This window comes from Flavobacterium weaverense (genome assembly GCF_003688495.1).
GTDB classification, from domain to species: Bacteria; Bacteroidota; Bacteroidia; order Flavobacteriales; family Flavobacteriaceae; genus Flavobacterium; species Flavobacterium weaverense.
In genome coordinates this window covers 596,838-619,159 of the sequence record NZ_REFH01000008.1, presented here as the reverse complement: position 1 = coordinate 619,159, position 22,322 = coordinate 596,838, and the positions used below count along the sequence as shown (strand labels likewise).

Annotated in this window: 18 protein-coding genes and 1 tRNA gene; 8 read left to right on the top strand and 11 right to left on the bottom strand. The window is 32.6% G+C overall.

All coding sequences use genetic code 11. The annotated features are described in order from the left end of the window. Positions 1-111 precede the first annotated feature (111 nt). The 5 genes from surE (at position 112) to BC961_RS06315 (ending at position 5,044) form a co-directional block, all read left to right on the top strand. Positions 112-891, top strand: a complete 780-nt coding sequence (gene surE / locus BC961_RS06335; RefSeq protein ID WP_121925004.1) for a 5'/3'-nucleotidase SurE — start codon at positions 112-114, stop codon at positions 889-891. Next, positions 884-1,156: a hypothetical protein gene (locus BC961_RS06330; RefSeq protein ID WP_121925003.1), complete on the top strand. Its 273-nt coding sequence runs from the start codon at positions 884-886 to the stop codon at positions 1,154-1,156. The genes surE and BC961_RS06330 overlap by 8 nt, the downstream gene beginning before the upstream one ends. Before the next feature lie 96 nt (positions 1,157-1,252). Further along, positions 1,253-2,365 (top strand): lipid-A-disaccharide synthase, encoded by a 1,113-nt coding sequence (lpxB, locus tag BC961_RS06325; RefSeq protein WP_121925002.1) that lies wholly within the window; start codon positions 1,253-1,255, stop codon positions 2,363-2,365. A gap of 38 nt (positions 2,366-2,403) precedes the next feature. Beyond that, positions 2,404-2,922 (top strand): C40 family peptidase, encoded by a 519-nt coding sequence (locus BC961_RS06320; RefSeq protein WP_121925001.1) that lies wholly within the window; start codon positions 2,404-2,406, stop codon positions 2,920-2,922. Positions 2,923-3,013: 91 nt separating this feature from the next. After that, on the top strand, positions 3,014-5,044 hold the full coding sequence (locus BC961_RS06315) for a ComEC/Rec2 family competence protein (RefSeq protein WP_121925000.1): 2,031 nt from the start codon (positions 3,014-3,016) through the stop codon (positions 5,042-5,044). Positions 5,045-5,050: 6 nt separating this feature from the next. Here BC961_RS06315 and BC961_RS06310 read toward each other — a convergent pair whose 3' ends face one another. From BC961_RS06310 to BC961_RS06290, 5 genes are all read right to left on the bottom strand, one after another. Next, positions 5,051-5,509 carry a thioredoxin family protein gene (locus BC961_RS06310; protein ID WP_121924999.1) on the bottom strand — a complete coding sequence of 153 codons (459 nt, stop codon included), beginning with the start codon at positions 5,507-5,509 and terminating at the stop codon, positions 5,051-5,053. Between the two features lie 49 nt (positions 5,510-5,558). Further along, a complete protein-coding gene (locus BC961_RS06305; protein WP_121924998.1) occupies positions 5,559-7,043 on the bottom strand; it encodes a peptide MFS transporter in 1,485 nt (494 codons plus the stop codon). Between the two features lie 67 nt (positions 7,044-7,110). Continuing rightward, positions 7,111-8,868: a peptide MFS transporter gene (locus BC961_RS06300; protein ID WP_121924997.1), complete on the bottom strand. Its 1,758-nt coding sequence runs from the start codon at positions 8,866-8,868 to the stop codon at positions 7,111-7,113. Between the two features lie 17 nt (positions 8,869-8,885). Next, positions 8,886-10,466, bottom strand: coding sequence for a peptide MFS transporter (locus tag BC961_RS06295; protein WP_121924996.1), 1,581 nt, complete (start codon positions 10,464-10,466; stop codon positions 8,886-8,888). Positions 10,467-10,483: 17 nt separating this feature from the next. Continuing rightward, positions 10,484-12,655 (bottom strand): S9 family peptidase, encoded by a 2,172-nt coding sequence (locus BC961_RS06290; protein ID WP_121924995.1) that lies wholly within the window; start codon positions 12,653-12,655, stop codon positions 10,484-10,486. A gap of 179 nt (positions 12,656-12,834) precedes the next feature. Between BC961_RS06290 and BC961_RS06285 the strand changes: the two genes are divergently transcribed. Together BC961_RS06285 and BC961_RS06280 are read left to right on the top strand one after the other, a co-directional pair. Continuing rightward, positions 12,835-14,151 carry a hydroxymethylglutaryl-CoA reductase, degradative gene (locus tag BC961_RS06285; RefSeq protein ID WP_121924994.1) on the top strand — a complete coding sequence of 439 codons (1,317 nt, stop codon included), beginning with the start codon at positions 12,835-12,837 and terminating at the stop codon, positions 14,149-14,151. A 64-nt stretch (positions 14,152-14,215) separates the two neighbouring features. Continuing rightward, complete coding sequence (locus BC961_RS06280) at positions 14,216-15,133, top strand: GYDIA family GHMP kinase (RefSeq protein WP_121924993.1); 918 nt, start codon at positions 14,216-14,218, stop codon at positions 15,131-15,133. A gap of 538 nt (positions 15,134-15,671) precedes the next feature. Here BC961_RS06280 and BC961_RS06275 read toward each other — a convergent pair. The 6 genes from BC961_RS06275 to BC961_RS06250 form a co-directional block, all read right to left on the bottom strand. Continuing rightward, positions 15,672-17,768, bottom strand: a complete 2,097-nt coding sequence (locus tag BC961_RS06275) for a peptidylprolyl isomerase (RefSeq protein WP_121924992.1) — start codon at positions 17,766-17,768, stop codon at positions 15,672-15,674. A 108-nt stretch (positions 17,769-17,876) separates the two neighbouring features. Then, a complete protein-coding gene (locus BC961_RS06270) occupies positions 17,877-19,136 on the bottom strand; it encodes a hemolysin family protein (protein WP_121924991.1) in 1,260 nt (419 codons plus the stop codon). Between the two features lie 3 nt (positions 19,137-19,139). Next, entirely contained in the window at positions 19,140-19,337 is a 198-nt protein-coding gene (locus tag BC961_RS06265; RefSeq protein WP_121924990.1) for a hypothetical protein, read from the bottom strand. An 11-nt stretch (positions 19,338-19,348) separates the two neighbouring features. Then, positions 19,349-19,903 (bottom strand): LPS export ABC transporter periplasmic protein LptC, encoded by a 555-nt coding sequence (gene lptC, locus BC961_RS06260; protein ID WP_121924989.1) that lies wholly within the window; start codon positions 19,901-19,903, stop codon positions 19,349-19,351. A gap of 39 nt (positions 19,904-19,942) precedes the next feature. Continuing rightward, entirely contained in the window at positions 19,943-21,190 is a 1,248-nt protein-coding gene (locus BC961_RS06255; protein WP_121924988.1) for a hypothetical protein, read from the bottom strand. Next, positions 21,183-21,917, bottom strand: coding sequence for a type III pantothenate kinase (locus BC961_RS06250; RefSeq protein ID WP_121924987.1), 735 nt, complete (start codon positions 21,915-21,917; stop codon positions 21,183-21,185). Before BC961_RS06250 ends, BC961_RS06255 begins: the two co-directional genes overlap by 8 nt. A 98-nt stretch (positions 21,918-22,015) precedes the next feature. On the opposite strand from BC961_RS06250, the gene BC961_RS06245 reads away from it, so the two are divergent. Continuing rightward, positions 22,016-22,088, top strand: a tRNA-Phe gene (locus BC961_RS06245). Positions 22,089-22,322 lie beyond the last annotated feature (234 nt).

The window sequence follows — 22,322 nt, the reverse complement described above, 5'->3', positions numbered from 1 at the left end:
GGAAATGATTTAAGATAACATATTTTTATCTTTTGTTCACACAATGCCAATTTGCGTGGCTATATTTATCAGTAAAATCACATATTAACGTTGCTTTTTAACATATTTACAATGAAAAACCAAAGACCTTTAATACTAATAACAAATGATGACGGTGTTTCTGCACCTGGACTTCGAGCACTTGTTTCTGTTATGGCAGAGCTTGGCGAAATCATAGTCGTTGCACCGGATTCTCCACAAAGCGCTATGGGACATGCTATTACAACAAATAGCACTTTGTATTTAAATAAAATTTCAAAAGACAGTGATGCAATTCTTGAATATAGCTGTTCAGGAACGCCAGTTGACTGCGTAAAACTAGCGGTGAATGAGATTTTAAAACGCAAACCTGACTTATGTGTGTCTGGTATTAATCACGGCTCTAATTCATCGATAAACGTTATTTACTCTGGTACAATGAGTGCCGCTGTAGAAGCTGGAATTGAAGGTATACCTGCAATAGGATTTTCATTGATGGATTTTGACTGGAATGCTAACTTTGAACCTACAAAATCATTTATTAAAAAAATAGCTTCTGAAGTATTAGAAAATGGCTTGCCAGACGGTGTCGTGCTAAATGTTAATTTCCCAAAGCTTGAAGAAAAGGATATAAAAGGAATTCGTATTTGCCGTCAAGCGAAAGCCAGATGGATGGAGAAATTTGATAAAAGAAAAACACCGCAAGGAAGAGATTATTACTGGCTTGCTGGAGAATTTGTAAATCAAGATAAAGGAGAAGATACCGATGAATGGGCATTAGAACACAATTACATTTCAGTGGTTCCCGTACAATTTGATTTAACAGCGCACCACACTATACAAAACCTCAATACATGGAAATGGAATGAATAAAAAAGACTTACTCATTGGCTTCATAATAGGATTTACTGCTACGGTAGTTGGATCTTATTTATTTATCAGCTTGTTTACTGACTTTACTTTTCTAGCGGGAATTCAAATCTTAAAATCCCAAGGAAATCTAGGTAAAATAAGTACTCTTGGGACTATTCTCACCTTGATTGTTTTTGGAATTCTATTGAAATTTAATAAAGAAATGATGGCACGTGGTGTAGTGTTATCAGTGATTTTGCTGGCAATACTTACTTTATTTATTTAGACAAGGATATTACTTTACCTTTGCATATCAAATTAAGACAATTAAATTCCATCTAATTTAATTCGTTTTGGATTGAAAATTCTAAATCGTAAAAAAATGAAATACTATATAATTGCAGGTGAAGCATCAGGAGATTTACACGGTTCTAACTTAATGAAAGAACTGTACAAAAAAGATTCGTCTGCTGATATCCGCTTTTGGGGTGGCGATTTAATGCAAAATGTAGGCGGAACTTTAGTGAAGCATTACCGTGAATTAGCTTTTATGGGATTTGTAGAAGTTATTTTCAACTTAAAAACGATACTTGGAAATATTAAAATATGTAAAAAAGATATTTTAGAATTCAATCCTGACGTTCTAATTTTCATCGATTATCCTGGTTTTAATTTACGCATTGCAAAATGGGCAAAAGCATTAGGGATGCGAACTCATTACTATATTTCTCCACAAATATGGGCTTGGAAAGAAAGTAGAATCAGTGACATTAAGCGCGATGTAGATAAAATGTATGTGATTTTACCTTTCGAAAAAAAGTTCTACGAAGAAAAGCATCAGTATCCAGTAGAATTTGTAGGACATCCACTTATTGATGCCATCAACAATCAGCCAAAAGTCGATGCAATTACATTTAGAACGGAAAACAAACTTAGTGATAAGCCAATTATTGCTGTTTTACCTGGAAGCAGAAAACAAGAAATTACAAAAATGCTCTCGGTTATGCTTAGCGTAGTTAATGATTTTCCAGACTATCAATTTGTAATTGCTGGAGCACCAAGTCAAGATTTCGAATTCTACAAAAATTTTATCACTCAAGATAATATAAAATTCATATCTAATAAAACTTATGATTTGCTGCGTAATTCGACGGCAGCATTAGTTACTTCAGGAACTGCGACATTAGAAACAGCACTGTTTAAAGTGCCGGAAGTGGTTTGTTATAAAGGGAGTTGGGGTTCGTACCAAATTGCCAAACGAATCATCACATTAAAATATATTTCATTAGTAAATTTAATAATGGATGAGGAAGTTGTAACGGAACTAATTCAAGAGGATTGTACTCATAAGCGAATTAAAGAGGAACTTCAAAAACTATTAACTCCTAGCTATCGCAATACGCTTTTAGAAAAATATGCGTTATTAGAAAAGCAGTTGGGCGGAATTGGCGCAAGTGAAAAAACGGCTGCCCTTATTTTTGATGATTTGAAATAAGACACTAATTAACGCTCATAAATAAAAAGTAAACTCTTTTGAAAAATTTTATACTGTTACTACTTTTAGCAAGTTTTTTTACAGCTTGTAAATCTACGTCTCCAATAGTTACTTCTAAAAAAGGAGAAAAGAGAGAGAAATCCAGTCGTTCTGAAAATAGAAGAACCGATAAAGTGGCTGATCATTTAATTGATCTTGCCGCAGATAATATTGGTGTAAGGTATAAATATGGAGGAACTACAAGATCTGGATTTGATTGCTCTGGTTTAATGTACACAGTTTTTAATGCTGAAAATATAGTGTTACCTCGTAATTCGTATGAACAATCTAAAATAGGTGTAGTTCTAAATCAAAAGCGGGAACAAGCGCAAAAAGGAGATCTAATTTTCTTTAAAACCGATAATAGTAAAATAATTAACCACGTTGGAATTATTACCGAAGTGAGTGAAGACGAAATTAAATTTATTCACTCTTCCACTTCAAAAGGTGTTATTATCTCGTCAACTAAACAAGCGTATTACAGGAATGCTTTAGTACAAATCAACAGAGTATTATAAAATATAAGTGTTAAAAATAGAAAGTTTTTTAGCGTTACAAAAAAACTAAAATAAAAAATTCTTTCTTATTGAAAATGTGTACTTTAGATTCATGAAAGTACTAAAATTCCCATTATCTAAAATAACAATTGCATTTGTTTTAGGATTGCTTTTTGCTACTTACATTCACGTTCCTAATCCTTATGTTTTACTAGCACTTATTTTATCGAATGCTATTTTTTTACTACTCTATTTCTTTTCTTCAAATAAAACCTCATTGTACTTTGGTTTAGCGACGTACTTTTTTTCCTTTATAGTTGGCGTTTCAAATCAAATAGTTCATACTGATCACTTTCAAAAAAAGAATTACACCCATAATAGCAAAGCATTTGACGAATCTCATTCGATAGATCTAACAATAAGAGAAAAGTTAAAAAAATCTGCCTTTAGCGACCGATATATAGCGGTAATTAACTGCATTGGAGAAAAAGAACAAACAGGAAAAATAATTTTAAATATTCAAAAAGATGATAAAACACCTGCACTGCAAGTTGGAGCATCTTTAAGAGTTGAGGGAACACTAACTAAAAACAAAACTCCTCAAAACCCAAATCAATTTAATTACAGTAGATATCTCGAGAATAAACAAATCTACGCACAGCTATACGCTGATGTTAACCAAATTAAAATAGGATCATACACAGATAAAAACATCTGGTATTATTCGTCAAAATTACGTTCCCGAATCATCAGTAATCTTGAAAAAAATAATTTTAATAAAACAGAGCTAAATGTAGCAGTTGCACTAATAATGGGTCAGCAACAAGAAATTGCGCCAGAGATAATTCGGGATTATCAGTACGCAGGAGCGGTTCATATTCTATCCGTTTCGGGTTTGCATATTGGATTTATTCTACTTTTTATAACCTTCTTACTAAAGCCCATTCCTAATACACGAAAAGGGTCTTTTATTAAACTAATCATTATTCTTGTCTCTTTATCTACTTTTGGAATAATTGCAGGTTTAGCACCTTCAGTTCTTCGTTCTGTGACAATGTTTTCATTTGTTGCGATAGGAACTCACTTAAGGCGAAGTGTAAATATTTATCATACTTTACTCGTTTCTATATTACTGATTTTACTTTTTGAACCTTCTTTTCTATTTGATGTTGGATTCCAACTCAGTTACACTGCTTTGTTTTTCATAATTTGGTTACAACCTTTACTAAAAACGCTTTGCAATCCTAAAACAAAGATATTTAAATACGTTTGGGATATACTAACCGTTTCCTTTGCGGCACAAATAGGAACTTTACCATTAAGCATTTACTATTTCCATCAGTTTCCAGGTCTTTTCTTTGTAACTAATCTAATCATAATTCCATTTTTAAGTTTAATTATGGTCTTAGGCGTATTAGTTATGATTTTGGCCGCCGTGAACATGCTTCCCTTGTTTCTATCACAGTTATTAGAATGGAGTATTTATTATCTAAATAAAATAATAAATACGATAGCTTCTTTGGAACAATTTATCATTCAAGATATTCCACTTCACTTTTATTTATTAATCACCGGATACTTAGTTGTTTTTACTATTATTATCTGGTTTAAAAAACCAACATTTACAAAACTAGCTTTGGCGACAGCTTCATTATTAATGATGCAAATCTCGTACTTTACCATTTATCTCAATGCCTTACACGAAGAGGAGCTGATAGTTTTCAATAGTAAGAAAAGCACTCTCATCGCAGAGAGAAGAAGCAATGCTATTACAATTTATGCCACTGACAGTATTTTAAAAATGTCGGATAAAAACATTATTCTAAAATCTTATGCAATTGGAAACTTAAGTTCCGTAACTCGTAAAATCAAACTTGAAAACTACATTTATTTCAATGGAAAAAGAGTTTATATTATAGATAGTTCTGCTATTTATCCTAGAACTGTAAACTCAGATATTCTTATACTTACACAGTCTAGTAAGGTAAATTTAGATCGTGTATTACAAAACATGAAACCAAGTTTAGTGATTGCAGACGCTTCAAACTTTAAAACAATACAGAAAAACTGGAAAGCTAGTTGTATAAAATATAAAATCCCTTTTCACGCCACTGCTGAAAAGGGATTTTATAAACTAAACTAAAATTATTTACTTCTTAAAAAAACCGTTGGCAACTTCTAACCAAGCGGCTGGACCACCTGCAACATAGCCGGTGCTTCCTAAACCTTCGAAATTTACCTTACCATCTTTTGTGGTTGCATTAGCCACAACTATTGTTGGAAAGCCTTGAATTCCAAAAGCTTGCTGCAATTCGTTATTTTGTTTTTTAATATCAGCGGTTTGTGGAGCTCTTCTTGGATAATCTAGCTCAACAAGAACTACATTTTCTTTTGCCCAATTTGCAAATTCTGGCGTTTTTAAAACCTCTTTCTGCAAACGTATACACCAGCCGCACCAGTCACTTCCTGTAAAAAACAGCAATAATGGTTTCTTTGTTTTGCTAGAAATCTCCATTGCTTTAGTGACATTGGTTTCCCAAACTAATTCTTGTGCTTCTGCAGCAAATGAGCCGGCGAACAATAATAATGCAATTATGGTTTTTTTCATTTTATAATTTTATTTTTAAACTTTTCAAATATAATGCCGAAATGAATATTTACTTCACTTCTTGCATTAATTTTTTAATAAGTGGAGAAATAGCGATCAATACTACTCCAGCTACTAACGAATAAATAGCTAATTGATAATAGCCATCAGTGTACGATTGTAATTTTGACATTAGAGTCGTTCCGTTATTGGATTGTGATATTGCGGCTCCCAACTTTCCAGCAGCTAATTGTCCAAAAGCACTAGCTAAAAACCAAAGCCCCATCATCATACCAAATAATTTTTTCGGCGATAATTTGGTTATTATTGACATTCCTATAGGACCCAAACACAGCTCTCCTATAGTAGTTACAAAATAAGCGAAAGCGAAAAGATTTAAAGATGTAATTCCTTCTGCATTTGCAAAAAACTTAGTGTAGTAAAATAAATAAAAAGACGCAGAAAGAAATAAAAATCCGATACCAAATTTTATTAATGTATTCGGTTCTATTTTCTTTTTGGCTAACCAAAGCCAAAGCAAACCAATAAGAGGGCTTAATAAAACAACAAATAAAGTGTTTGAACTATTGTTTACAACATTTGGATCTATGATAAATCCTAATAAATTACTGTTTAAATTATCCTTGGCAAAAAGCGATAATGAACCTCCGCTTTGCTCGTAAATAGCATTAAAGAGAAAGTAAAAAAAGATGAAAAGAAACGCTGCAAATAATTTTTTCTGTAATTTAACTTCGCCAAGTCTAAGCAACTCATAAGCAAAATACGAAATTGCGATAACTCCAATAGTATACATGAAATAATCCGTGTAATCTGTATTTTTTACCATTATAAAAATAAATGGTATACTTAACAATGAACCTATATAAACCGCTATTTCACGTGTTTTTCTTTTTGTCGCTGATAGATTTAATAACGGAGAATTACCTATAGGTCCTAAATGTTTTTTGGTAAAAAGGAAAGTAACTAGTCCAAAAATCATCACGATAGCCGCCGCAAGAAAGCAAAGTGTCCAAGAATGATATTTACCTAAATAGATACATAATGCACCACCAAACAAACCACCAATATTGATTCCTGCATAAAACATTCCATAACCCGCATCACGTCTACCATCTTTTTCATGATACAACTCACCTACCATAGACGAAATATTAGGCTTGAAAAATCCAGTTCCTATAATTGAGAAAGCAATACCATAATAAAATAAGGTTTGCGGTGAAAACGCAATTAATAGATTACCTATTATCATTACGATTCCTCCAAAAAACAATGATTTTTTAAATCCTAAAATCTTGTCGGCAAAAATTCCTCCAATAAATGTAAAAGCATAAACAAAAGCTTGAATTGCACCATATTGTAAGTTGGCAGCTGCATCTTTCAATAGCAATTGGTCCACCATAAAAAAGGTTAGAACGCCGCGCATTCCGTAAAAGCAAAAGCGCTCCCACATTTCAACTATAAACAGATACCAAAGTTGTTTAGGATACTTTCCTTCAAAGTTTTGTATCTGATCTATTGTTATGTTATTTTCCATCTAATTGCACTTGTGATTGATATCACTTTATTTTTGAGATCGAAGAATTTGATAAAAATTTTAAAGCTTATCGAACACCGTGCATTAATCTTTTCAATAACGGATTAAGAGCGATAACTAAAACCCCAGCAATAACTGGAACAATAGCAAAAATTAAGAAAAATGTTGATAAACTGTACTGTTGAGTAATGTTGTCAATTTGTCCTCCCAATACTGCCGCTAGTTTATTTCCAATTGCTATTGCTAAATACCACATCCCAAACATGAAAGCAATCATACGCGCTGGAACTAATTTACTAACGTAAGACAATCCAACCGGTGATAAGAATAATTCTCCCAAAGTGTGAAATAAGTACGCTAATACTAACCAAATCATCGATACTTTAATTCCTTCTTTGATTCCGTATGCTCCGTAAGCTAACAGTCCAAAACCAATTGCCATAATTATTAAACCCAAACCGTATTTATACGCTGCAGATGGATTGTATTTACTATCCCATAATTTAGAAACTGTAGATGCAAATGCAATTATAAAAAATGAATTTAGAATACTAAACCAAGAAACCGTAATCTCTGAAGAAGTAGCAGTAAACTCCTTATACAACATCCATATTGCCACTGACCAAACACCTAAGAAACAAATTGCTAAAACTACATTAGATCCAGGAATTTTTTTCCAAGTTTGTTTGCCTAGTAATATTAAAACCCACGATACGATTAGTAATGGAACAATAGTTAATAGCGTATTAACTACGTTAAAAATCGTTAAAGCAGTTCCTTCTAAAGTTCGATCAACGCTATCTCTAGCAAAAATAACTAATGAAGATGCACCTTGTTCAAAAGACATCCAAAAGAAAACAGTGAAAAAAGCAAAGATAATTACTGCAATCATTCTGTGTCTAATTACAGTAGTATATCGCATTAATCTAGAAATAACTAAAATTAAAAAGAATACAAGTGCAGCAATAATCATTACATTCTGACCATCTAAAGCACCTAACTTAAAAGGAAATAAATTAATATCTGCAATTTTAGATAAAGGATCATTAAAGGCATATAGCAAACCAATAACTGTCGTAATAACGATTAAAACCTTATCTACTAAAGTAAATGGATTTCTTCTATCTTCATCAAGATTACTTTGTTTTGCTAGTTCTTCTGCTTTTTTAACTTCCGCTCGGTTTGGAACTTCTCCAATTGCACCAAATAATGGTTTTGCCAACCAAAATTGTAACGTCCCCAAAAGCATGAAAACACCAGCTAAACCAAAGCCCCAATGCCAACCTACTTTTTCAGCTAAATAACCGCAAAGCATCATACCAAAAAAGGCGCCAGCGTTTACACCCATATAAAAGATAGTATAAGCACCATCCTTCTTTTCTGGATTGTTTTTGTACATCTCAGAAAGTATAGAAGTAATATTTGGCTTAAAGAATCCTGTTCCAATAACTAATAATCCAAGACCAACATAAAGCATAGTAGGAGAATCGACAGCCATTGAGGCATGTCCTAATGTCATTATTAAAGCACCAACGACCACTGCCCATCGGTAACCAATGTATTTATCAGCTATAATTCCACCAAAAATAGGTGTAATATAAAGTAGCATTGCATAAGTTCCATAAAGTGCACCAGCATTTTCAGAGGACCAACCCCATCCTGCGTTGTCACCAATGATTGCCATGGTTAGGAAGTTGATCAATAAAACGCGCATTCCATAGAATGAAAATCGCTCCCACATTTCTGTGAAAAATAAAACGAATAATCCTGATGGATGACCTAAAACTGTACTCTTAAAAAATTGATCTGTGGTATTTTGATTCATGTTGTATTTAATTGTGCTTATTTAATGCCGTGCATCATTTTAACTAACTTTCTATTGAAAAGCAATAGCATCAAGGCTGCAAATAACGGAACGCCCGCAATGATGATAAAAAACGTAGATATAGAATACATTTCAGAAATCTTGTCAATGTAAGCTCCAGTCCAGCTTCCGATAAAGTTTGCAATTGCAGAAGCAGTGAACCAAAGTCCAAAAAGAAGACCGACAAATTTTTTGGGAGATAATTTACTTACGTAAGATAAACCAACAGGTGATAAACATAATTCTCCAACGGTGTGGAAGAAATAAGCTAAAATTAACCAAATCATACTTACTGATGCCGTTTTTGCTCCATCAGGAATACTTAAACTACCGTAAGACAATGCAAAGAAACCTACAGCTACAAAGATTAATCCCATAGCAAATTTCACAGGTCCAGATGGATTCCATACTTTATCCCATAACTTACTAAATGATGAAGCAAGTGTAATGATAAAAAATGAGTTTAAAATTTGAAACCAAGAAACAGTAACTTCTGTTGTTTCTAATGAAAATTCACGGTTTACTTTCCAAATTCCTAATCCCCAAATAATTACAAACGATATTGTGGTAAAAATAATAGTTAAAGGATACTTCGCGTAAATTTTCTTGGCTAACCCAGCTAAAACGTAAGTTACAATAGCGATAGGGAAAATTGTTAAAATAGCATCAACCCATTTAAAGAATGTTGCTGAATCTCCAGTTAAAGCTCTTTGTGTATAATCTTTTGCAAATAAAGTCATAGAACCTCCAGCTTGTTCGAAAGCAAAAAAGAAAAAGATACTAGCAACCATGAAAACACCTACAACAACTAATCTATCTCTAACGATGTGAGGAGCTGTCTCTACTTCAGAATTCTCTTCAGCTGATAATTCTGATTTTTTTGCAATATTAACATCTTGTCCAATTACACCGAATATTTTTTGTGCAAAAAAGAATTGTAACATTCCAAAAAACATAAAAACACCTGCTAAACCAAATCCGTAATGCCATCCAATTTTTTCACCGATATATCCACATAAAAGCATTCCTAAGAACGCTCCTGCATTAATACCCATGTAAAAAATTGTGTAACCAGCATCCTTTTTACTACTTGTATCAGGATATAACTGACCCACCATTGAAGAAATATTTGGCTTAAACATTCCATTACCTAAAATCATCAATAGTAAACCTATGTAAAAGAAATTTTGACTAACACCTTCAAGCGCCATAGACGCATGTCCAAGTGTCATCACCAATGCACCTATTAAAATAGCTTTTCTATAACCAGTAAATCTATCAGCAATCATTCCTCCTAAAAGCGGAGTCAAATAAACCAAACCGGTATAAATTCCATACAATTTAAGAGCTTCCTCATTCGTCCATGCCCATCCTCCATTTACTAATTCACTTACTAAAAACACAGTTAGTAAAGCGCGCATTCCATAATAAGAAAAACGCTCCCACATTTCTGTAAAAAATAAAACAAATAGTGAAGCTGGATGATCCATAACCATTGCTTGGTCAATCCCTCTGTTACTTAAGTGCTTTAATAATAAATCATCCTGCTTTGATACCATTGTGATATTGTTTTAAGTTATAAGTTCTCTTTAATAAAATTAGTCATCTTCGTGTACAACTGAATTCTGGTATTGCCACCATAAATTCCGTGGTTATTGTCTGGATAAATTTGGGAGTCAAATTGTTTATTAGCTTGAATCAGCGCCTCCATCATTTGCATTGAGTTTTGAACATGTACATTATCATCCCCTGAACCATGTATTAAAAGGAATTTACCTTTCAATTTTGCAACATGATTGATAGGTGAGTTGTCATCATATCCACTTGGATTCTCTTGCGGAGTTTTCATGTAACGCTCTGTGTAAACGCTATCATAGAAACGCCAGTTTGTAACTGGAGCTACTGCAATCGCCATTTTAAAAACATCATTTCCTTTTAAAAGACTATTAGAAGACATAAATCCACCATAAGACCAGCCAAATATACCTATTCTAGCTTTATCTACAAATGAATAGTTACCTATTACTTTAGCAGCGTCAATTTGATCCTCTACCTCGTATTTACCTAATTGAAGCTGAGTTACTTTTTTAAATTCCGCTCCTTTATAACCCGTTCCTCTTCCATCGACACATGCTACGATGTAACCTTGCTGAGATAACATCATAAACCAATAATCGTTAGAGTTGATCCAGCTATTAGCTACTTGCTGAGATCCTGGACCTGAATATTGGAACATGAAAACTGGATATTTTTTTGAAGTATCAAAATCTTTTGGTTTGATCATCCATGCATTCAACTCGTTCCCTTTTTCTGTTTTAAGAACAAAGAACTCTTTGGATGGTAAATTATACCCTTTTAATTTTTCAGATAAAGCTTCATTACTTTGAATAACCTTGATTTCTTTCCCCGCCTTAGCATCGTTCAAAGTATATTTTGTTGGCATTGATGCGCTTGAAAAAGTATTGATGTAATATTGAAAATTCGGACTGAAAGTTGCACTGTTCGTTCCTGTTTGAGTTGACAATCTCATTATATTTTTCCCATCAAGCGCTACTCTATAGATATCTCTATTAATTGATCCATTTTCAACAGATTGATAAAATACAGTATTCGACTTTTCATCTAAACCGTAATAAGAGGTTACATCCCACTTTCCTTTAGTTACTTGATTTTTTAATTTCCCATTTTTATCATATAAATAAATATGATTGTAACCATCTTTTTCTGAAGTCCAAATGAAACTATTGTCTTTCAAAAAAGTTAAATCATCAGTAACGTCAACGTAAGCCTTGTCTTTTTCGTTCAAAACTACCTTCGCAGTTCCTGAATCTCCATTAATGAAAAGTAAATCTAAATTATTTTGATGACGGTTTAAAACCTGTGCAGATAATGTGTTAGCATCATTTGTCCATTTCATTCTCGCGATATAAAAATCATTGTAGTTACCTAAATTAATATTTTTAACGGCATTTGAATCTACATTGTAAATATGCAATGAAACGACAGCGTTGTTTTCGCCCGCCTTTGGATATTTAAAAGTCTGCATAGTAGGATATAAATCTTTACCAAACATAGACATTGAAAACTCAGGAACTTTGCTTTCGTCAAAACGAATATAAGCTACTTTTTTACTATCTGCACTCCAGTCAAATGCTTTTACAAAAGCAAATTCTTCTTCATAAACCCAGTCAGTAATACCATTAATGATGCTGTTTTTCACTCCGTCCGTTGTAATTGCAGTAGACTTCTTAGAAGCTACATCGTATACGTACAGATTATTTTCTTTTGCGTAAGCGATTTTCTTACCGTCTGGTGAAAAGGTTGGTTCCTGAACTTGGAAATCAAATGGTTTAGTGAGTTCTTTTGTCGCGATATTGTATAAAAAATAATCAGCTGTGAAGGAATGACGAAAAATTTGATTCGTATTGCAGGCTAGTAAAATCATTTTTTCGGAAGCATCGAATGTATAGCTGTTTATTCCACTACTTAACGCTGGGAAAGACTTTGTATCGATTAAAGTAGTTACTTTCTTTAAAGTAGCAAAGTCATATAAATCAATGCTCATACTTCTTGACTGCCTATCAAAGTTAAGAACTGTATATTGATTTGTGTTCTTTAACGACTGAAGTTCATCCATTCCTTTTGTTCGAAATGTGCCGTTATAAATCTCATCTATTGTTATTTTTTGCTGACCTACAACTGAAAAACAGATGAATAAAAATAATGTTATAATTTGTTTTGAGTTCATACTATTTATTTAAAGATAAAAACCGTCAATTTTAGTGAAAAAATTACAATTAACGTCTCTTTTTTATGTTAAATGTAAAAATTAATATTAAAAGTAAATCATTAGTGAATATCATTTGGTTACAAACAAAACCGCTAAAAACGTATATTTGCAGTTAATTATACCATAATCAATTGAGAATGAATAAGGCTATTAGCGGATTTTCAAAATTATCCAAAGAAGAAAAAGTAGAATGGATTGCCAATCAATATTTTTCAACACCTACCGAAGCTGTTTTATTACTGAAAAACTACTGGAATTCTGACGAAAAAATACAGAAATTACACGACGAATTCATTGAAAATACGATTACAAACTTTTATATCCCGCTGGGAGTTGCTCCTAATTTCCTAATTAATGGAAAATACAGCACGATTCCCATGGCAATCGAGGAGAGTTCAGTTGTAGCTGCTGCCTCAAAAGCTGCAAAATTCTGGTCTACACGTGGTGGTTTTAAAGCAACCGTTATCAATACCGAAAAAATAGGTCAAGTCCATTTTATATATAAGGGAGATATTTCAAAACTGAATTTGTTTTTTGCTCAAATAAAAAATAAACTTTTTTTGGAAACAGAATCTATCACTGTAAATATGCAAAAAAGAGGTGGAGGAATTTTAGATATTATTTTAAATGATAAAACTAATTTACTCCCTAATTACTTTCAATTACATGCTACTTTTGAAACTATAGATAGTATGGGCGCTAATTTCATCAACTCTTGTCTCGAACAATTTGCAAAAACATTAAAAGATGAGGCTCACGACTACGAATTATTCACAGAAACAGAAAAGGATATAGAAGTTATTATGAGTATTCTCTCTAATTATGTTCCTAATTGTGTAGTAAGAGCTGAAGTTTCATGTACAGTTGCAGAACTAGAAGAAAAACACATTCCTAATGGTGAAGAATTTGCAAAGAAATTTATACAAGCAGTCCAAATTGCTGAAGTAGAACCATTCCGAGCTGTTACGCATAATAAAGGAATAATGAACGGTGTAGATGCCGTTGTTCTTGCAACTGGAAATGATTTTCGTGCTGTAGAAGCTGGAATTCACGCTTACGCTGCTAGAAACGGTAAATACTCTAGTTTATCTCATTCTAAAATTGAAAATGGAATTTTTACTTTTTGGCTCGAAATCCCTTTAGCCTTGGGAACTGTAGGAGGTTTAACGTCCTTGCACCCTTTAGTTAAATTATCTCTCGAGATGTTAGAAAACCCTTCTGCTAAGGAGTTAATGCAGTTTGTTGCAGTCGCAGGTCTTGCTCAGAACTTTGGGGCATTGCGCTCTTTGACAACCACGGGAATTCAAGAAGGTCATATGAAAATGCATTTAAACAATATCATCAATCAGTACGAAGCGACAGAAAGCGAGCGACTTTTAATTCAGAAACATTTCAAAAAAAATACCGTTTCTCACAGCGCCGTAGTAACTTTTATTGAAGAAATTAGAAAATAATCGATAACAGTAAATTGATTTAAAAATGAAATCACTTAGAATTACTGCTATAAATTCAGTTTAAATGACACAAACATATTACAGCAACGGCAAACTTTTAATAACCGGAGAATACCTCGTTTTAGATGGTGCTAAAGCATTTGCTTTACCTACAAAATTCGGTCAGAATTTAATTGTAGAACAAACAACTGCTCAACATATTCAATGGAAGAGCTATGATGCTGACGGAAGCATATGGTTCGAGGACATAATTTTATTTTCAGATATTGAAAACGAAAGAGTTTCAGAAAACGAATCTGTAAAAGACACTTTAACTACAATCATAAAAGAAGCGCTTTTATTAAATCCAAATGCATTAGATCAAAACCAAGGTTTAAAAATTACCACTGAACTTAGCTTTCCTAAAAGTTGGGGATTAGGAACATCGTCTACACTTATAAACAATATAGCTCAGTGGTTAGAAGTTGATGCTTTTACGCTACTTAAAAACAGCTTTGGAGGCAGCGGATATGATATTGCTTGCGCTCAAAACGACGGCCCAATTTTATATCATTTGAATGAAGGTAATCCAATTGTCGAGCAAGTCTCCTTTTCTCCAAAATTTACAGAAAATATATTTTTCGTTTATCTTAATAAGAAGCAGAGCAGTAAAACCGCTATCGCTTCATACAATATGAATAAAAAATACAATTTAGAAAAAACAATTGCTTCAAATGATCAAACCACGACCGAAGTTTTAGAAGCCCGCACTCTTCAATCCTTTGCGGAAGCATTACAAAAACACGAGATTGAAATGAGTTCTATTCTCGAAATGCAAACAATCAAAGAAGCTACATTTCCTGACTTCGAAGGAACGATAAAAAGTCTTGGAGCTTGGGGAGGCGATTTTGTAATAGCAATAAGTAATGAAAATCCATCGGAATATTTTATTTCAAAAGGGTATTCGACTATTATTACATACGATGAAATGATATTGACTTAGGGTTTAATTTATGTTATCCATTTGACTATAATGGTGCCCTATCTAATTGTTACGCTAGAAACGTAGCACCGTAATCTAGCAACTTTATTGGAACGCTTCCAGCGTGACAAAGTGATGGTGAAATAGATAATGCATTTAATTTTCAACGCAAATTAATTGAGACACTTCAGCGTTACAAAGTAACAGCGAAATACATGTTACATTTAGTCGTCAGAGCAACTTTATTGAGACGCTTCCAGCGTGACAAAGTGATGGTAAAATAGTGATACCAGAAATTAATTAAAACATTTTTAGAAGTCTACTTACTTTACATATTCTATCACTCTAAGATTATTAAATCAACTTTAAGTTCGTACAAGCATTACTATCACAAAGCTCTCCAATTGTCACGCTGGAAGCGTCTCACCGCAAACGAGCAACTTTTTGAATAAGCTTGCAGCATATCAAAACACCACTAATTTCGCAAAAATCAGTGCAAAAAAAATCCCGATACATTTTAAAATGTATCGGGATTTTATATTTTGAGTTATTACTTTGATTAGTAATTGAACTGCTGTCTGTTATCTTTAATTTTAGCGTTCCCTTTTAATGCTGGAATTACTCTATTCACTTCTGAAGCATTTTGAGACTCTATTTTTGCAACGTAAGTAGCATAATCTTTCATTGCTGGAGCTTTTACAGTGCTTATGTTTTTAACAACATAAACTCCAGTATTCCCCTCGATAGGTGCAGACAATTTATTTGCTGCTAAAGCAAATGCATTTCCTACAACTCTTGGCTCAGGACCAACATTTGGTAACATTGCGTTTTCCATAGTAAGATCATTAGCTTGTTGTACTGTTCCACCTACTGCTTTAGCAATAGCTTCAAGAGAAGAACCACTCATTTTAGCTTTTATCAATTCTGCTTTTTTCTTATTTTTAAGTATATTCTCAACATAAGGCCTTGCAACAGAAACTGCAACTAAACCAGTTTTATCAATACTTTTTACTTTTGCAATTACGTGACCAACATTAGCTACTTCAAATCTTTTTACAGATCCTTTTTTAACGCCGTCTTCAAATGCCCATCTTACAATGTTTCTTTGATTACCTAATGATCCAAAACTCTCATCCATTCCTTTAACAGAAACTGCAGGCGCTACGGTAAGTCCCATATCTTTTGCCGCTTTGTTAAAATCTTTGTCTGCAACATCCATTTCAAATTTAGTTGCTTGTGTAAACATCTTATCAGATGTAGCTTCAGAAGCTTCAATTTTTTGAGCAACAGTTGCTAAACGGATTCCGTCTTGCTTATCTGTAACTTTAATAATATGAAAACCGAAATCACTTTCAACTAAACCAACTTTTCCAATTCCGTTATTGAATACAAAATCATTAAAAGGTTTTACCATTTGGTTTGGACCAAAGTAACCTAAATCTCCACCTTGTTGTGCAGAAGAATCATCAGATGATGTGAAAGCTAACATTAAAAAGCTATCTGGATTAGCATTAACTTGAGCAAGAATACTTTCTGCTTTAGCTTTAGCTTCTTCCTTAGTTCTTACTTCCTTTTTATTTGGAACTTGTGTTCCTTCATAACTTATTAAGATATGACTTGCTTTTGCATTAACTCCAGCTTTCATTCCCATTGATTTAGAAATACAGTAGTAATTTCCAAACATATAAGGTCCGTAAATAGCACCAGGAGCAAGATTGAATAATTTATCAGCATCAACTGCTGGTAAATCTTTCTTAGCGATATAAGTTGAATCATAAGGAACATCAGAATTTGAGTTCACAAAATCAGCTATGTTTTTTGTTGTTCTAAAACCAGCAACCGTATCATTTTTACCAGTAGCTTGGTTGTAAACAACGCTTCCATTCAACAATGCATTTACTTTAGTCTTAATTTCAGCTTCATCAGCAGGAGATGCTTTGTCTTCGATTAAAACATATTCTATTTCGCGAGATTCGTCTGCTTTAAATTTCTTCTCGTTTTTCTTCATGTGATCAACAATCTCCGAATCAGTAACTTTTACATCACTGTCTTTAATTGTAGAATATAAACCTGCAACGTAAGCAAAGTTAACTTTGTTTGCTTCCATTTCATATTTCATTTTACCTTCACTTGCAGTTGTAAAAACCGCCGCTTTAATCATAGTGTTATACATTTGATATTTAGCGTTTAACTCAGCGTCTTTCTCTCTGTCTTTTAAAAACTGAGCTTGCTCTGGATTAGCCTTGAAGTATTCTTTAAATTTAGCAACATCAAATCCACCTGCTGCATTCATAAACAATGGATTCCCACCAATATTTTGATCAGCTTTTAAAACTTCTAATAAGTGTTTTTCACCTACTCTTAATCCTAACTTATCAAATTCAGTAGTTAACAATGCAACAGAAACTTCTTGCTCCCAAACTCTGTTTGCTGCTTCAGTTGAAGTAATCCCTTGTCCACTTTTTTCAACATTACTAACTTTAACTCTAAAGTCTTCAAATGAAATATCATTTCCATCGATGCTTCCTACATCTTTCGACGTACTATTGAAACCACCACTATTGAATATATCACCTATGATAAATGCTAATAAACAAAATCCAATAACTAGTATCAGAAGAAGTGAACGTTGTCTAATTTTTTGTAAAACTGCCATTTTATTGTTGTTAATTTTTATATTCAGTTTGCGAAAATACAATTATCTAGCTAATAATAATACTAGTAGCGTTTTATTTTACAAGAATTTTTACTTTCACGATAGAAATCACTCTTGCACCGTCATTTTAACCAATTCTATTTTCTTGTTTGTCGCCTCTTCGATTACAAAATGATAGATTCCTATAGAAATTTTGTCTCCTTTTTGCGGAATTTCCTTAGTGTGATCTACTATAAAACCTCCTAAAGTTCCGTAAGAATCTTCTTCAGGAATATCGAGTTTGTAGGTTTCATTTAAATATTCAACATCAAGTCGTGCTGAAAACAAGAACTCACCTTGTCCCAGTTCTTTCTCTACTAATTCTTCATCTGAATCATGCTCATCTTGAATTTCGCCAAAAAGCTCTTCAATAATATCTTCAATAGTGATTATCCCTGAAGTTCCGCCATATTCATCTAAAACAACCGCAACACTTTTTCTCTTTTTAGTCAAGAAATTCATGGCATCCTTAATAAATATAGTTTCAGGCAGAAATTCTACTTTAATTACAATTTCTTCGATGCTGTTTGGTTTTTTGAACAAATCAAAAGAATGAACATAACCGATAATATCATCAAAGGAATTTTGATAAACTACGATTTTCGAATAACCGGTTTCAATAAATAATTGTCTTAAATTATCAATCGTATCTAATAAATCAACAGCACTAATTTCAATCCTTGGAGTCATTACATCTCGCGCTTTAACTCCTGAGAACTCCAATGCATTTTGAAACATCAAAATTTCTGAATCTACCAACTCATTATCTTCAACCGTACTCATTTGCTCAGTGATATAATCTCCAAGTTCGATCTTACTAAAAAACAAAGGAGTAATATCGCCTTCAGTTTTAAAGAATCGCTTTAAAATAAAATCAGAAATACCAATAAAAAACAAAGCTACGTAATAGAAAATCTTGTAAAAAAAATATGCTGGTACTGCAAAAATCTTAATTAATGAGTTAGCATATATTTGAAAAAACACTTTTGGAAGAAACTCGGCAGTAATTAAAATAACGACCGTAGAAATGAGAATTCGCACTAATAGACTCCATCCTTCCGAAAGAGAATTCCCCGAGTTGAAAAACCATTCAATCAGTAAATCACCCATAAAAAAGCCATAAATGACCATAGCTGCGGTATTACCTATCAGCATGGAAACAATGAAATTTGTTGGTTTCTCAGTAAGTTTAGTCAGTATTTTTGAAAGAAAGTTGTCTTGCTTTTTCTCGATTTCGAGATAAATTTTATTAGATGAGACAAACGCTATCTCCATTCCTGAAAAAAAAGCACTTAGTATTAGACATAATATAATAATACTAATTTCCATGGACTAGGAGTTTTTGTTTCTGTCATCAAATTTTTTAGAAAATTTTCTTCTAAAAAAGAACATAAATATAGCCACAGCAGTGATAATAAAACTCAACCATGGACTTCCTAAAGCAGGATTCATAAGTTTTGTAACACCATCATAAAGAAAGAAAGCTGCAAAAAGAAGATAAACGTATTGTGTAAATTTTAAGTAATTCATAGTGTAAATAATTATTCGTTTGTTTCAACTTCGCCTGTTATTTTTTGCGAATTAATGACTTTGAAATCTCTGCTAAAATCAATTCCTTGTCCATTTGAGACTCCTTTAGGATCCGTAAATTTGAATCTTCTCTCCGTAAAAAACCACTCGTTTTTTTGATCAAAGTAAAGCTGTTCTGTCTCTAGAGTTTGACCTTGTTCGGTGTAAATTTTTACTTTGCCTTGTAAATCAATAATACTACTTCCTTTGTACGAAATTGCATAATTTGATCTAATAAAGGTTTTTTTTGCGTTTTTATCGTAGAGTGTGACATCAATTCCTTTTGGAAATTCAGTGAAGGGATAACTTACCGTAGCGTAATCTAACATTTTTGAACTTACAAGAATCGCGGTAATCCTGCCAGAATCAGTATATTTCAAATTAACCATGTCAGCATCGCTACTTGGAAAAAATTCAGAAATATTACTTTTTTGTATTTCCTTAAAATTACTTTCGCACCCAAAAAAGAGTGTCACAGCAAAAACTGTGACAATCCATTTAATAGTGTTTGTTTTATTTAAAGTCATACGCTGAACTTACAAAGAAGTTTAAGTGACAAGCTGTTTTTAGTTGAATTTTCGTTTAACAAACCATTGTTCATTAAGTGAGAAACCAATACTAACATTAGCATAATTCTCTTCAACTAAGCCAGCTGAAGTAGTTCCTTTTTTACCAAATTCAAGTCCGATGTTTACATTTGAAAAAGTTCCCGTTAAAGGCAAACCAAATCCTAATGAAACCGCCATGTCTTTGATAGGCTCTGAATTGATTATCAAACCAGTTTTTTCATATCTGAATCCACCTCTGTAGGTTACTCTTTTTGCATAACTTGAAAATGCATTATAGTTAGGAATGTAGTATCCACCTATATTATATTTTTGATGCTTTTCATAACTCACATTATCAAGAGCATTGTAACTGTTACTTAAAGATCCTGCACCTTGAAAGGTATAACCAATTCCAACTAACCATTTTTTAGCTTCGCCAATACCAGCAGAAATTGCATATTTACTTGGCACTTTTAAGTTTTCCTCCGTTTTTATATCTTCTAAAATATCTACAATCGCTAAATCAAAGTTAGAATTATATAAAGCTGTAGCTATATTTCTAGTATTTTTAGATTTCAAAGTACTTTCTAGCGAATAGTTTAAACTACTGAATAACGATACTTTTTTATAAATTTTTGTTTGGTACATCATACCAATATTAAAATTCACACCAGATAAATCTACTTCGTTTAATTCTCGAGTACCAATAGCTATATCAGTAATATATTCGAAATTATTAGTTTCAATTTTTCCAAAATTATAATTGACATCTGCTCCAAGACTTAAATCTGAAGTTATTTTATAACCGACACCAAGAAATGCTTTGTTCAACCCACCTGTTCCATTAAAACTTTGGTTATTTTCTGTACCTGTACTCAAACTTCTAATTTTGTAACCAACAGATGAATACGGAATCAATCCAAAACCTACACCAAATTTACCTAAAGGCAAACCAACTGCTAGATAATCTAAAGTTGTTCTTGAAGCTTTAGCTGATTTTGTCTCTGTTTTTAAATTTGTACTTGAATTAGTACCTCCTAAAGAAAAAGTTGTTAGTTTTAAACTTGCAAAACTTGCAGGATTTTGTAGGTTCATGTGAATACTATCTTGCTCGACAGCAATCCCTCCCATAGCGCGAGTTTCATGAGTTCCTTTGAATCTTACATCACCAATACCGTAAAAAGAATATGGAGAAGCTGTTCCTTCTTGAGCGAAAGTAACTAATGATAAAAGCAAACAAGCGCTTACTATAATTTTTTTAATCATTTTTGATTTTATATTGAAAAGTTTGGTTCAAACTCTCCAAGAGAAAATTTGAATTGGCAAATATGGTATTTTTTAATCGTTTGGCCAAAAAATCTGTGTCTCCACCCGTTAAAATTATTATAAAATTTGAGTATCGAGCGCTATAATCTGCTATGAATCCGTCAATCTCGTTTACTAGTCCATTCACAACACCGGAATGAATAGATGTCGAAGTTGAGTTTCCTATTAAATCGCTAGGATTTTCTAATGATAGCAAAGGCAGCTTTGCAGTATAATTATTTAATGACTCATATCTCAAGCGGAAACCTGGAGAGATTGCTCCTCCTAGATACTCATTATCTTGAGTGATAAAATCGTAGGTAACACAAGTCCCGGCATCAATAACTAATCTATTTTGATTTGGAAAACTTAAAACTGCTCCAGAAGCAAGAACCATTCTATCGATTCCTAATGTTTGCGGCGTACTATATTTATTTTGAAAAGGAAAAAGATCGGTGTGCGATATAAAATTCACTTTAACTAAATTATTGAACCCTAAAAATGACTCTTTTTCTACATCTCCTACCGAAGAAACAACCAAATCAGTTGTTTTTTGAAATTTTTTTAAAATATTTTCAATTTTTTTTTCGAGCTCAATTTTTGTAAAAATAAAAATTTCTAAAAGTATATTATCCTCAAATACAGCAGCTTTAATTCGGGAATTACCTACATCAATCACTAAAATCATAATTCATTTTTTGATGTTGCGAAGGTACGAATTGATTTTTTTAAAAAAATGGTTTGGATATATTAAAAATCATCCTATCTTTGCACCCGCAATAGCACGGTACCTTAGCTCAGATGGTAGAGCAATGGACTGAAAATCCATGTGTCCCTGGTTCGATCCCTGGAGGTACCACAAAACCCGAATAGAAATATTCGGGTTTTTTGTTTTTAAAAATTATTATTTTCCTAATTATCATAACCGTCTTTTAAATAAGTATTATATAAACACGGTTATTCAACATTGGTAATAAAATTTTAAAAAACGATTATCTAAAATTTATAAAAATTATTTACGAAAGAGTACAATTCAATTACTGTTTTCTAGAATTTATTTCACAAGAAAATTTCAAATTTTCCTCTTACTACT

Bases quoted from the DNA above. Each gene is read 5' to 3' on its own strand.
- surE (WP_121925004.1), top strand. From the start codon at position 112: ATGAAAAACCAAAGACCTTTAATACTAATAACAAATGATGACGGTGTT.
- BC961_RS06330 (WP_121925003.1), top strand. From the start codon at position 884: ATGAATAAAAAAGACTTACTCATTGGCTTCATAATAGGATTTACTGCT.
- lpxB (WP_121925002.1), top strand. From the start codon at position 1,253: ATGAAATACTATATAATTGCAGGTGAAGCATCAGGAGATTTACACGGT.
- BC961_RS06315 (WP_121925000.1), top strand. From the start codon at position 3,014: ATGAAAGTACTAAAATTCCCATTATCTAAAATAACAATTGCATTTGTT.
- BC961_RS06310 (WP_121924999.1), bottom strand. From the start codon at position 5,509: ATGAAAAAAACCATAATTGCATTATTATTGTTCGCCGGCTCATTTGCT.
- BC961_RS06305 (WP_121924998.1), bottom strand. From the start codon at position 7,043: ATGGAAAATAACATAACAATAGATCAGATACAAAACTTTGAAGGAAAG.
- BC961_RS06300 (WP_121924997.1), bottom strand. From the start codon at position 8,868: ATGAATCAAAATACCACAGATCAATTTTTTAAGAGTACAGTTTTAGGT.
- BC961_RS06295 (WP_121924996.1), bottom strand. From the start codon at position 10,466: ATGGTATCAAAGCAGGATGATTTATTATTAAAGCACTTAAGTAACAGA.
- BC961_RS06290 (WP_121924995.1), bottom strand. From the start codon at position 12,655: ATGAACTCAAAACAAATTATAACATTATTTTTATTCATCTGTTTTTCA.
- BC961_RS06285 (WP_121924994.1), top strand. From the start codon at position 12,835: ATGAATAAGGCTATTAGCGGATTTTCAAAATTATCCAAAGAAGAAAAA.
- BC961_RS06280 (WP_121924993.1), top strand. From the start codon at position 14,216: ATGACACAAACATATTACAGCAACGGCAAACTTTTAATAACCGGAGAA.
- BC961_RS06275 (WP_121924992.1), bottom strand. From the start codon at position 17,768: ATGGCAGTTTTACAAAAAATTAGACAACGTTCACTTCTTCTGATACTA.
- BC961_RS06270 (WP_121924991.1), bottom strand. From the start codon at position 19,136: ATGGAAATTAGTATTATTATATTATGTCTAATACTAAGTGCTTTTTTT.
- BC961_RS06265 (WP_121924990.1), bottom strand. From the start codon at position 19,337: ATGAATTACTTAAAATTTACACAATACGTTTATCTTCTTTTTGCAGCT.
- lptC (WP_121924989.1), bottom strand. From the start codon at position 19,903: ATGACTTTAAATAAAACAAACACTATTAAATGGATTGTCACAGTTTTT.
- BC961_RS06255 (WP_121924988.1), bottom strand. From the start codon at position 21,190: ATGATTAAAAAAATTATAGTAAGCGCTTGTTTGCTTTTATCATTAGTT.
- BC961_RS06250 (WP_121924987.1), bottom strand. From the start codon at position 21,917: ATGATTTTAGTGATTGATGTAGGTAATTCCCGAATTAAAGCTGCTGTA.